Origin of the sequence: Pseudomonas sp. I8001 (genome assembly GCF_013385345.1) — a bacterium.
Taxonomy (GTDB): Bacteria; Pseudomonadota; Gammaproteobacteria; order Pseudomonadales; family Pseudomonadaceae; genus Aquipseudomonas.
The window spans coordinates 1-11,898 of the sequence record NZ_JACAQC010000050.1 but is presented as its reverse complement, the minus strand read 5'-3'; the positions used below and the strand labels follow the sequence as shown (position 1 = coordinate 11,898).

Here is an 11,898-nt window from a genome sequence, read left to right as displayed (position 1 = left end):
TCCAGCTTCGAGCTCCAATGAATCATTGGATCTGTACGTTCAGGGCGTTAGCCATGCGGTTCCCCACCCCGGCACTCTGATTCACCTGTACCACTCCACGGCTGCCGGTGAAGGCCTGGTCGCTTGTGACGACCTGGCGGCTGCCAGTGGTAGAGGTGAACCCTGAGTTTGGTGACAGCGCCACGTTCTGTTGCGACATGACGCTGTCGTCGATGCTTTGCGGGCCAGCATTCACGCTGATCCGCACCGCATTGATCATCTGGTTGCTGGCCCCGGCCGACTGGTTGACGCCCAGTACACCGCTGCCATTGCTGAAAGAGCTGCCCTGGATCGCCACCTTGGCGTTCTGGGAGCGATCGGCCGGTGCGCCGCCGATGGTCTGGCTGAGGGCGCCGCCCGCCTGGGAGTTGCTGCCCGCCGAAATCGCGCGGCTGTTGAGCTGTTGTTGCTGACTGCCGGCCGCCTGGTTGATCGAGACGATGCCGTTGTATTGCTTGCCGGAGTTGTCGATCACTGCGCTGTTGTCAGCCATGGCCGCCGAGCAGCCCAGGATCGCCAGGAACAACCAGGAATGGTTCATCTCACTGGCCTCCCATCAGGCTGCCGATATTGTTCAAAGGCGCCATGCCGCGGGAGATTGAGCCGTTGATCTGCCCCGAGAGGCTGGAGCCGCCACCATGGCCGGCCGCTGCGCCGCCACCAAGGCCTACGCCACCCCCGTTGTTGGTCAAGCCGGGAAGGTTGCCGCCAGGCAGGATGGCGCGAGTGATGCTGGAGCCGCTGCTGATGTTGGCGTAGTCGTTGTCGCTCAGCTCGCTGGTGGCCCGCAGGATCTGTGGAGAAGAATTGGCATTGACGGTGACCGGGTTGGGGTCGACGCCAGCGGTGCGGCCAGCCATGTGGCCCTGGACGGTGCGCTGAATCACGATCACACCGTCGCCTGCCGCGAGCACCGGGAGGCTCACGCTGGTACTCAGTACACAGCTGATCAGCAGAAGGCTCAATGAGCCTGGATTAAGTGTCTTCACGACGGCATTCCTTATTCTTGGCGCTGACCCTAAACAGCGCTGTCAGGAAGAGAGCAGGAGCTGTGCCGCTTTTGAATTTGTGATGACATTCATGGGGTTATGAGCGCGGGAGAAAGAACGCGCAGTGGATGTGTTTCAATTGTGAGACGACAGGTCCCTGTCCAGCCCGCCTGGCAGGTGTCTCAGGGATGAAACACTGCGCGCCGTAAACCCGGCACTCCGCAGCCGGCTGTCAGCTCAGCCGGTGCAAGTGTTTCAAAAATGGACGATTTGACGCAGGCAGCATCCGGGAGGAGGGCGCAGGCCCATGACCCTGGCTCAGCTCTTTGGGGTTTTACGCGGAATGGAATTGAGCACGGGGTTGCCGTCCTGGTTCTGGGTCAGGTAGACCGGCAGGACCTTGGGCAGGGAGGGGACGAGGTTGGACACCTCGTTGATGTTGTAGATGCCACCAATGCGGATCGCGCCGGTGCCGGCGTCGGCCAGCATCACCGGTTTGCTCAGGTAGCGGTTGATCAACGGCAACGCGTCGGCCAGGGCCAGATTGTCGAGGATCAGCTTGCCGTCACGCCAGGCCAGGGCGGTGTCGCCCGGGGCAATCGGCTGGGCCAGGGGGCTGGCGTCGCCACGGTTGTAACTGGCCTGCATCCCGGGTGACAGGCGCAGGCCGCTGTGGGCGTCGTCGCTGCTCACCAGCACCGAGCCTTGCAGCAGCATGACCCGCACATGGTCTTCGTATTTCCAGACATTGAACTGAGTGCCGGTCACCCGAACCTGGCCGTCACCGGCGTGGACGATAAACGGATGCTGCGCGTCATGGCTGACCTTGAAAAACGCCTCGCCTTTTTTCAGGGTAACCCGGCGCTGATCCTTGAAATTGCTGTAGACCAGTTCGGTGCCCAGATTCAGTTCAACCTGGCTGCCGTCGTCAAGGGTGACCTGGCGCAAGCTGTTTTCAGCTTCGTAATGGTTGTACGAGCTGGGCAGCCAGCCTGCTTCCCAGCCGGTAAAGGCCGCCAGTGGCAAGGCCACCAGGCATATCGCCGCCGCTACCGCGTAGTTCCTCAAACGGCTGCGAGGTTGTCGTCGCGCCACGACGGGGGCCGGCTCGCTGCGGGGCAAGTGATCGGCAACGTCCCAGATTTCCAGCATCGCGGCGTATTCGAAGGCATGCAGTGGATGCGCATCGTGCCACTGCTCGAAGGCCTGACGCTCCGCCGTCGTGCAATCGCCAGCGTGCAGACGCATGCACCAGTGCGCAGCGGCATCGGTGATGGCGTCATATTCGGCTTCTGATAGGGACTTATCTGTCATTAACTCATCCTGATTTCCGACATTCTAACCTCCACAGCAGGACGGCGAGAACAGCCATCATGGCGAATGCACATCAATTGGAACTAATTCTCGTCTGCAGGGCCCTAAAAAATTCAGGACCGGTAACACTCATTCCCTAATGGAGCACGAAAATGCTTAAGAAAACCTTAGCCGCCGTTGTCGCAACCACCGCCTTGCTCAGTGCTGGAGCCGCCCTGGCGGACAAACCGGGCGCAGGCTGGATCACCATCGAAAAAGCCATCGAGACCGCCAAGACCAAGGCTGGTTACGTCCAGATCTACAAGATCGAAGCCGATAACGATGGCTATTGGGAAGGTGAGGGGCGCAAGGCCGATGGCGTGGTCTATGAGTTCCGCATCGACGGTGAGTCGGGCAATGTGTTGCGCGATCAGAAAGACTGAATGAACTGACGGGTGCGGGCGTTCGGCCCGCACCCTGTCTGTTACGGTGTGGCTTCGGCAATCGAAGGCACGGGGTCCAACTGGCGCCCCAGGGTGGTGATCAGCAAGGTCAGTGAGTCGGCGTTATCCATCTGTGTGTTGAACCGCCGCGTCAGGTTGGTTTTGAAAATTCCCCGCGCATTGCTCAAGTCCACGCCTCCGGTCGTGGCAAGAATCTGCTGCCTGATGTAGTCATCTTCCGGGTCGGTCCCCAGGTCGAATCCGGTAGGCCCCCACGCGTCCGTTGATTTGAACAATTGCCCAACAGGCGTGTTGATCGAGTACGCATTCTCCTGCACGTTGCGCAGCCAGTCCTGAAGAACGCGACCGGCTTGGGTCTGTACTTCAATCAGGTCGGAAAAAGGTGATGTGGAATTGAGGTACGCGACGTCGGCGGTATTGCTCACGATATGAGTCAACTCATGAATCAAGGTGGCCGCGCGGGCATGGGCTCTTTGGTCGAAGTGATTGATCAGGCGCCCTTCGAAATCGGCCGTAGGGGGGTTGAAGAAGTTTTCAGTGAGGTAGATGCGTCGATCCGGGTCGCCGTCGATGGTAAACGCCCAATGCCGTTCGGGTTCGGCAATATGCGCACCGGAGACGAAACGCCGGGAATTGAGCGAGTAGAGTGCCGGCTCCAGCGCCTCATCGAGAATGTCGGTCACCGTGTCCATGAGCTTTTGCGCGAGGGTTGGCGGAAATTTGGCCGGGCCGGTGTCGGCGTCTATCGGGATGCCAAAGAAGCGGTTGATGAAGCGATGCACCCGGGTCACGGGCGGATACTGGTGGTCGAGCAGCTTCAGGTTCTGCTGGCAGTTGTGCAGGTAGAAGGTTGCCAGGTCCAGTGCCTCGACGATCGCCTGGGCCCTGGAGGGCGACACACGCCGAATCTCGGCCAGGCCGCGGGCCTCGACGTTCATCACCTGGTCCACGGCTGTCCGCACCTCACGGCGGTCCATCATTGCACTCCATCCGGGGCCGTGGCGGCGAACTGATGCGCCCGGGTCCAGGGTCCATTTGCGGTTGGCATCCAGGCGCACAAACGGTCCTTTGGACCGTGCACTGAAAAGCCGCCAATGGCCTTCGACCTGCCTGGCGCGGTAGACCTTGCCTGCGCACGGCAGGTAATGCCGGTTGTCCGTCGCTGTGTAGACGCCCGTGTTGCCTGCCGTCAGGCCCTCCAGGCTGATGTCGCAGGCTTCGTACGCTTGCAGCCGGGTTCGGGCCCGGGCGGTGACGTCGATGTCGTGCCAGGCACTGGCCGTTTGCGTCGGCGCGGGTTGCGCGGGGGCGGTGCCTGGTGTCGAGGGTTCATCCATCAATGCGCGGATCGAGGCCATTTGCACGACACCGCCGATGAAGGTTTGCAGCGCCTCGCGCCAGCGGTGTTGCTGCAAGTCTTCGGCAGAGGCCTGGAACAGTTTGTAGCTTTGCCAGATCACCAGCGGCACCATCAGTTTGCCCGGCAGCAGCGCCTGCGCGTGCTGCAGTCCGCTGCTGAACAAGGCTTTGAGGGTGTCCCAGGCTGACCGGCCGTTGGCCTGGGATTGCTGTTCAAACAGGTTCGAGATCAATCCGATGTTGTCGCGGTACAACTGCTTGAGGGCGTGGCCCTTGATCGGATTGGCCCCCAGGGTGATTTCCGAGGTTCCCCCGACCGTGCTGGCCCAGAGGTGTCTATACGTGGCTTGCTCAGCCTCTGGCAGGCGACCGATCACCCAGTCCTGCAAGGGGCCGGGCAGGTTGAGCCGGCGAATCAGATCCGCCTCGTTGTCGAACTCCTGGAACGCCTGTTGCGGCCCATAGGGCGCATACATCACCAGCGGAGTGCTTTCGACGGCACTGATCAAGTAGACCCCAAGGGCCTTGATGGACCGGGCCCCCGCCGTGGCGATCAACTCCAGCGGACGCACTGTCGAGGTCGCGCCCTCGACCGCTGCGCGGGCGAGCGCGTCCGGCATGTCGAGGACCTGTTCGACCAGGCTCAGGCCCGCGGGTGATAACAGTTCCTGCAGCCTCAGCGCGTGGGCATTTTGCAACAGTTGCCAGGGCAGTTGCCGAATAAACCGGCGCTCCCGCACATCTGCGCCCGGCTTGCCCGGGGTGAGTTTTTCGACCAGGCAAGCCTGGTGGTCCTGCTTGAGGGGCAGGCGCGCGAGGATCTGGCGCACCACAGCAGGTGTCAGGCCGGCGGCTGTGGACTCGACATCGAATGCAGCAGCTTGCTGGCTGACGTGATTGAGGGCGTAGTCCACCAGGTTCTGCCGCTGGCCGGCCAATACCAGCTTGGGCAGGATGTAGACGTCTTGCGGGCGCACGTCATAGGGCTGCAACAAGTCGATGAGCTTGCTGCCGAGATACGCTGGCAGCGGCAGGAAATCGTCAAGGTAGTCCTTGTCGTCCGTGAGGCTGTGGCGGTATTGCTCAAGGATTTCGACATGGCGACGCTGTTGGCTGACAGACGCCATCCCCAGCCAGGCGGGCAGTGATTGTTGTGCCATGAAGGTCTGGGCGATTTGTGAGGCATGGCCCAGGTCGTTGGCCGGCAAGGCCTTTTCCAGCCCCCCGAGACGCTTCAGCAAGGCGTCCCCTGAGAGCGTCAGGGTGAGGCAGTGAGCCCGTTGTGCCCTGTAATGATCAATCCAGGACTGCTGGCAGTGCTGTGCGACCGGGCCGTTGATCAGCATGAACTGACCGAGTGCGCAGGCCTGGTGCGGTTTGAGATAGCGCGGGTCGAGATTGGCCAGTAGCTGCCTGCGAAGGTCCGGGGCGGCCAGTCGTCGTTGCAGTTCTGTCTGCAACTGGCTGACGTTGGCGAAACTCTCCAGGCCGCGCGCCGGCGTCCACAGCACGGCCCGGCCTGAGTGGGACGGGGCCAGGCCACCGCGTTCGGTGAGCATCAAGCAATGCGCCAGGGGCACCCGTTGCGTCAGGCCCTCGGGTTCGACGGTCAACGCATAGGCATCCGGGATGAATCCACCCAGGCCCTGGCGCCGGCGGCGATCAGGGTGTTGAAGATCAAACACCGTCTGCGCGATCGCCTCATCACGCGCGTCCAGGCTGTTGTTGAGGCGCCTGAGCCTGGCTTCGCCCTGGATCGCCACCGCCATGGCATGGGCCATCGGCGCCTTGAGCTGTTCCAGGTATTCGCGGGGAATATCGGCAATGTTGGAGTGATGAAACTTGACCAGTGCGGCATCGAGCACTGCGTTGGCTTGCGCTATGTCCAGGCCGCCCAGCGGTGTGACAGCCCCATCGCCCTGGCTGGCGTAAAGGCCATAGTGCGGCGTTTGCGGAATCGGCCCGCGCTTGTGTATCAGGCGCGCAAGAAAGTAACTGCGCAGGCTCTGGCTTTCCAGGGGCGCAGTGGCGGGTGTCGCGCTTGCGCTGGCGGCGTAGCGATTGACGTAGATCTTGCCGGGATCGTGGCCAGCCAAGCCGCGGCGGTTGAACTCGGCGGTGAGCGCCTGATTGACGGTGTTCGCCAATGTGGGTTGCGCTCGCACCTGGGTTGCCAGCGTGTCCTGGATATCGGTCATCTGCTTTTGCAGCAGGGCGGCACGTTCGGCGGCCAGCGACACCGGGCGAGTCGGGTCGGCCAGTACCGAATGAGGCGTCCAGCGTCCCGCGGTATCCAGGCCCGGGAGGTGGCTGTCGACCATGTACCGCACATCCAGCGCGTAGTCGAGCAAGGCGGAGGGGTCAATGCCGGCGCGGGTGCGTCGGTACAGGTCGAGTGCGTAGCGTAGGTTCTGTTGCTGCTTGCCGATGATGGTTTCGAGCACCTGCTCAAACAGATTGCCGGCGATGGGAGTGCCGGAAAACTGCGGCGTCTTGAACCCCACAAACAGCGCCCGCTCCTCCAGGGACATCAGGTTGTAGAGGTCGTCTTCATAGCCTGGCGCCTTGACCATGGCCTTGAGGGTGTCCATCAGGTCGTCGTAGGTCCCGAGCACCTGCAGGCCCTTCTCGGGGGTGTAGAGAAAGGTCTGCGAATTGCCGATCATCAAGGTGCTGGCCAGCTCGACGGCGTTGCTCGGCTGCTCCCAGATCTGTACGTTCTCGACGCGCAGCGTCTGGCTGTTCGGGGGGGCCTCGTTACCCCGGGAAGAGTACAGCGCTGCCAATGCCCGGCTTTGCTCCGGACTGATGATGGATTGCTGGCGCTTGAACAGCAGATCCAGTTGCGCATTGGCGGCCATGGCCCGGGCGAACCAGGCCCGACGCGACACGCCCGGTGCGATCTCGCTGTTCCAGAACGTCTCCAGTGCACTGTGCAGGAACGGGATCAGTTGGCCGGCTGCTTGTTTGATCGCGGTTTCCCAACGCTGCGTGTCGCGGGCCTTGGCGTCGGCAGGCCGCTTGGGGTGGAAGAACTCCCGGGTTTGCCCGGCGGGCCAGGCTTGTTCACGGTAGTACAACAGCACCGCGTCATTGAGTTGCAGCGAGTCGAGCCAGCGAGGCACCGTGTACCCAACGGGCTGTATGGCGAAAAAACTCACGTGGGCTTCGTCGGGGCTGAGCCCGGGGAACAGTGGGCGGCAGACGCTTTCGAGCAGTTTTGAAAGCAGGGCGCCGAGGGCGGGCAACTGTTTCAACGCCGCCAGCAGCGCCTGGCGATTATTCTCCTGATAGCGCCTTAGGGTTTTTTCCTGTTCACCCAATACGTCGCCGAGCATGGCCTCCGGTGTCAGCACCAGTCGGTTGTCGAGTAGCGGCGATGGTTGTTGCTGCAAGGGCAGGAAGTACAGCAGTTGCGTGGCGCTGTCCGGGGTTTTCAAGCGCTCGGTCAGTGCTGTCAGCAAGTGGGCGGGGCTTTCGAATTTTTCCAGGCCGCCGTACGGGGTGTAGAGCCAGGCATGTGGGTAGGCGCTGGTTGAACTCATCATGAAGCTGCCGGCCAGTTCGACGGCATTGGCAGTGCTTTTATTCAACCAGATGCGCTGCGCGATCATTGGCGGCGACTGTTGGCGACGGCCTGCATCGCTGGCAAAAAACACCTTGCCGAGAAACTCGATGTCCCTGCTGTCGATGTTCAGCTGGCGCTCACGGTCCAGCGCCCTCCAGCCCACGCGCATGGCTTCGGGGAAAAAATACGGGAGAGGGGTGTGGCTCATCATCCTGATCCTTGAAGAGTTGCGTGCCTGCAACCTATCCAGGCCTGGCGCCACGAGGGGCTAGATATGTCTGGCGCTCCCTGTCGACAGCCATGGGGCAAACCCTGTCTAATCGACGGACCGATTCTTGTACGCTGTTGCCCATTCCAATAATTAAACGGGAGCTTCAGATGTCTGCATCGCCTTTGGATGTCGAGTCTTCATCAGAGCGACTCAGTTATGCGCAATTGACCGACCTGCTGCGCCAGGTGTTTGTCCGCCACGGTACGTCGGCCGATGTGGCCCAGGTGCTGGCCGAGAACTGCGCCAGCGCCGAGCGCGACGGTGCCCACAGCCACGGTGTATTCCGTATTCCCGGTTACGTCTCGACCCTGGCCAGTGGCTGGGTCAACGGCAAGGCGGTGCCGGTGGTCGAGGATGTGGCCAGCGGGTTTGTGCGGGTGGATGCGGCTAACGGCTTCGCCCAGCCCGCGCTGCAAGCCGCCCGTGCGCTGTTGGTGGAAAAGGCCCGCAGTGCCGGGATTGCCTTGCTGGCGATCCATAACTCCCACCACTTCGCGGCGCTTTGGCCGGATGTCGAGCCTTTTGCTGAAGAAGGCCTGGTGGCCTTGAGCGTGGTCAACAGCATGACCTGCGTGGTGCCCCACGGCGCCGACCGCCCGCTGTTCGGCACCAACCCCATTGCCTTCGCCGCGCCCCGCGCCGATGGCCTGCCGATCGTGTTTGACCTGGCCACCAGCGCCATCGCCCATGGCGACGTGCAGATTGCCGCGCGCAAGGGCGAACGCCTGCCACCCGGCATGGGCGTGGACAGCCTCGGCCAACCGACCCAGGACCCCAAGGCGATCCTCGAAGGCGGCGCGCTGCTGCCGTTTGGCGGGCACAAGGGATCGGCCCTGTCGATGATGGTCGAGCTGCTGGCCGCGGCCCTCACGGGCGGTAACTTCTCGTTTGAGTTCAACTGGTCCGATCACCCCGGCGCCCGCACCCCATGGACCGGCCAACTGCTGATCGTGATCGACCCGAGCAAGACCGCCGGGCAGAGCTTCGCCGAGCGCAGCCAGGAGCTGGTGCGACAGATGCATGCGGCAGGGTTGCGGCGTTTACCGGGGGATCGGCGCCATCGCACACGGGCGAAGTCGCAGGCAGGCGGAATTGAGATCGAAACGCAGGAATTGAGTCGGTTGCGGGTGTTGGCACAGGCCTGAAGCGAGCTGCGCCCGGGGAGGGCGCAGCCGTTGCATCAGATCAGTTGCGGCGGCCCAGCAACAGGCCGACTACCAGGCCAAACCCGGCGGAAATCGCCACGGTCTGCCATGGGTGGCCACCGATATAGGTTTCGGTGGCATCCACCACCGGCTTGCTGCGCTCGCGCACATTGGACACCGAGTCCAGCGCCTGCTTGAGCTTGATGGCGACCTGTTCACGCAGGGTTTCACCTTCTTCTCCCACCAGTGACGCGCTGCTTTTGAGCAGCTTGTCCGATTCTTCGATCAGTGCGGTCAGTTCACTGAAGGCTTGGTCCTTGATTTGGTCTTCGACGGCTTGGGCGGCAGATTTGCGAGCCATTGGGTTAACTCCTTGCGGGTGAATGTGGCAATGAATGCGCTTGATGAAGAATGGAGTGTTTGAAGCGGGCAAAAGTTGCAGTTTTTTTCCTGTGGTCAGCTTAGGAGAAATCCAGGCCAGGAAATTTCAACCTACAGTGTAAGATGTCACCTATTTGTGCAGCAGGTAATTCAACATGAGCTTCAATCTGGCCAACAAGCCCCTCGCCGAGCGCGCCGCGCTGGAAGATGAAAAGTCCCGTCTCTACGACCTCTGGCAAAGCAACCTGGGCAAGGCCAAGGGTGAGGCCGCCCGCCTGTTTGGCGAACGCGCCAAGCGCAAGGGCAAATGGGCCGAATGGGTGCGTGCAGAACTGGACGGCATGTCACCGCCGGAGTTCTCGAACATGGTGCGCAGTGAAGTCAATCGCCTGATGGCGGCGAAGTAAAACAAGCCTCGATTGCCTCGCGCACCTTGAGCAGCAACGGATCCAGTTGCGCCTGGGTGCGCCAGCCCAGCTCCACCGGGTAACGCGGCAGCGCCAGCGGGCAAGGCAGCTCCCTCAGTCCGGTCATCTGCGCGATGGCCTGGGCCGCATGGCCGGGGATGGTCGCCACCGCCTGGCTGCCCTTGAGCAGGAACGGCAGCGCCGCGAAGTGCGTGGTCGAGGCACCTACGTGGCGGCTCAGCCCCTGCGCGGCCAGGCCCTCGTCGGTGATCCCGATAAACCCGCCGGATGACACCAGCACGTGCTCGCGCCTGACGAACTCGTCGAGGTCGATGGCCTGTTGTCCCGGCGCCAGGCTGTCGGGGTCCACCAGGCACGCGTAATGGCCTTCCCCCAATACCTGCCGGCTCAACCGGCGCTCGGCAAACCCGCCGGCGGTGATTGCCAGGTCCAGGCTGCGGTCGAGCAGGGCGTCGGCAACGATCTGGCTGTGGGTCTGGCGGAACATCAACCGCAGCTTTGGCGCACGCCGGGCAATCTCTTCAATCAGCCGCCGGCCGTAGGCGATTTCGAAATCATCCGATAACCCCACCACCACCGAACGGCCCTGATAGTGATTGCCCAGGGGATCCACCATCGCCAGGCTCTGGCGGCAGCGATCCAGGGCTTCGCTGATCACCGGCTTCAACTGATTGGCCCGCAAGGTGGGCGCCAGGCCCCGGCCGGTACGCACGAACAACTGATCGCCGTACACATCGCGCAAGCGGCGCAGGGCTGCACTGATCGCCGACTGCGTGACGCCAAGGCGCAGGGCGGCACGGCTGGCACTGGATTCGTCGTGCAGGGCCTCGAAGGTTTTCAGCAGGTTGAGATCGATGTTGGCGATATTCATATGGCTCATATCAGTTAGCAGCGAAGCGGGCTTTATTCATGATTGCCGCTGGCCGGAGAATGGGCAACCCCCATTGATACGGAGTGATCGTGATGCCTGTTTCTACCGTGGCTGCGCTGCAAATCGGTTCCTTGCCGGGTGGCAAGGCTGAGACCCTGGAACAGATCCTGTCCTACGAGGACGAAATCCTGCGCAGCGGTGCGCAACTGGTGGTGATGCCGGAAGCGTTGCTCGGGGGTTATCCCAAGGGTGAAGGCTTCGGCACCCAGCTGGGGTATCGCCTGCCTGAAGGGCGCGAGGCCTTTGCGCGGTATTTTGCCAATGCGATTGATGTGCCGGGCGTGGAGACCGAAGCGCTGGCCGGCTTGTCGGCGCGCACCGGGGCGAGCCTGGTGTTGGGCGTGATCGAGCGCAGTGGCAGCACGTTGTATTGCACGGTGCTGTATTTCGAGCCGGTGGGCGGGTTGGTGGCCAGGCATCGCAAATTGATGCCTACCGGCACTGAGCGGCTGATCTGGGGCAAGGGTGATGGTTCGACGTTGCCGGTGGTTGATGCCGCGGTAGGGCGCATCGGTGGCGCCGTGTGCTGGGAGAACATGATGCCGTTGTTGCGCACCGCGATGTACGCCAAGGGTGTTGAAGTGTGGTGCGCGCCGACGGTGGATGAGCGGGAAATGTGGCAGGTGAGCATGCGGCATATTGCCCATGAGGGGCGGTGTTTTGTGGTGAGTGCGTGTCAGGTGCAGGCGTCACCCCAGGCGTTGGGCGTGGAGGTGGCGAACTGGCCGGTGGATCGGCCTCTGATCGCGGGGGGCAGTGTGATTGTCGGGCCCATGGGGGACGTTCTTGCCGGGCCATTGCTCGGTGGGGTGGGGTTGCTGGTGGCGCGGATTGATACGGATGATTTGGTGCGGGCGCGGTATGACTATGATGTGGTTGGGCATTATGCCCGGCCGGATATTTTCGAATTGACCGTGGATGAGCGGGTTAGGGCGGGGGTGCGGTTTATTGTTGACTGAGTACATATCCGTTTCTTCGGTAACGGCGGCTTATGGTTCCGCTCTTACAGCGGCTCACTTTGGAAAAGCCC

At 62.3% G+C, this 11,898-nt stretch carries 10 protein-coding genes; 4 read left to right on the top strand and 6 right to left on the bottom strand.

Features of this window, described 5'->3' with window-relative positions; genetic code table 11:
* Positions 1 to 22: 22 nt before the first annotated feature.
* The 3 genes from HX839_RS26940 to HX839_RS26930 form a co-directional block, all read right to left on the bottom strand.
* Entirely contained in the window at positions 23 to 580 is a 558-nt protein-coding gene (locus HX839_RS26940; RefSeq protein WP_102605640.1) for an adhesin, read from the bottom strand.
* A 1-nt stretch (position 581) separates the two neighbouring features.
* On the bottom strand, positions 582 to 1,028 hold the full coding sequence (locus HX839_RS26935; RefSeq protein ID WP_003217947.1) for a hypothetical protein: 447 nt from the start codon (positions 1,026 to 1,028) through the stop codon (positions 582 to 584).
* A gap of 318 nt (positions 1,029 to 1,346) precedes the next feature.
* Positions 1,347 to 2,342 carry a FecR family protein gene (locus tag HX839_RS26930; RefSeq protein WP_177067976.1) on the bottom strand — a complete coding sequence of 332 codons (996 nt, stop codon included), beginning with the start codon at positions 2,340 to 2,342 and terminating at the stop codon, positions 1,347 to 1,349.
* A gap of 152 nt (positions 2,343 to 2,494) precedes the next feature.
* Here HX839_RS26930 and HX839_RS26925 point away from each other — a divergent pair, with 152 nt between their 5' ends.
* Positions 2,495 to 2,764 carry a PepSY domain-containing protein gene (locus HX839_RS26925; protein WP_003217951.1) on the top strand — a complete coding sequence of 90 codons (270 nt, stop codon included), beginning with the start codon at positions 2,495 to 2,497 and terminating at the stop codon, positions 2,762 to 2,764.
* A 41-nt stretch (positions 2,765 to 2,805) separates the two neighbouring features.
* On the opposite strand, the gene HX839_RS26920 is transcribed toward HX839_RS26925, so the two are convergent.
* Positions 2,806 to 7,920 (bottom strand): dermonecrotic toxin domain-containing protein, encoded by a 5,115-nt coding sequence (locus tag HX839_RS26920; protein WP_177067975.1) that lies wholly within the window; start codon positions 7,918 to 7,920, stop codon positions 2,806 to 2,808.
* Between the two features lie 170 nt (positions 7,921 to 8,090).
* On the opposite strand from HX839_RS26920, the gene HX839_RS26915 reads away from it, so the two are divergent.
* Positions 8,091 to 9,128, top strand: coding sequence for an Ldh family oxidoreductase (locus tag HX839_RS26915; RefSeq protein WP_177029466.1), 1,038 nt, complete (start codon positions 8,091 to 8,093; stop codon positions 9,126 to 9,128).
* 40 nt (positions 9,129 to 9,168) lie between these two features.
* On the opposite strand, the gene HX839_RS26910 is transcribed toward HX839_RS26915, so the two are convergent.
* On the bottom strand, positions 9,169 to 9,489 hold the full coding sequence (locus HX839_RS26910) for a YqjD family protein (RefSeq protein WP_003217958.1): 321 nt from the start codon (positions 9,487 to 9,489) through the stop codon (positions 9,169 to 9,171).
* 175 nt (positions 9,490 to 9,664) lie between these two features.
* On the opposite strand from HX839_RS26910, the gene HX839_RS26905 reads away from it, so the two are divergent.
* Positions 9,665 to 9,916 (top strand): hypothetical protein, encoded by a 252-nt coding sequence (locus HX839_RS26905; protein ID WP_003217960.1) that lies wholly within the window; start codon positions 9,665 to 9,667, stop codon positions 9,914 to 9,916.
* Here HX839_RS26905 and HX839_RS26900 read toward each other — a convergent pair.
* Positions 9,891 to 10,808 carry a LysR substrate-binding domain-containing protein gene (locus HX839_RS26900; protein WP_177067974.1) on the bottom strand — a complete coding sequence of 306 codons (918 nt, stop codon included), beginning with the start codon at positions 10,806 to 10,808 and terminating at the stop codon, positions 9,891 to 9,893. The genes HX839_RS26905 and HX839_RS26900 overlap by 26 nt on opposite strands.
* Before the next feature lie 92 nt (positions 10,809 to 10,900).
* Here HX839_RS26900 and HX839_RS26895 point away from each other — a divergent pair, with 92 nt between their 5' ends.
* Positions 10,901 to 11,827, top strand: coding sequence for a carbon-nitrogen hydrolase family protein (locus HX839_RS26895; RefSeq protein ID WP_177067973.1), 927 nt, complete (start codon positions 10,901 to 10,903; stop codon positions 11,825 to 11,827).
* Positions 11,828 to 11,898 lie beyond the last annotated feature (71 nt).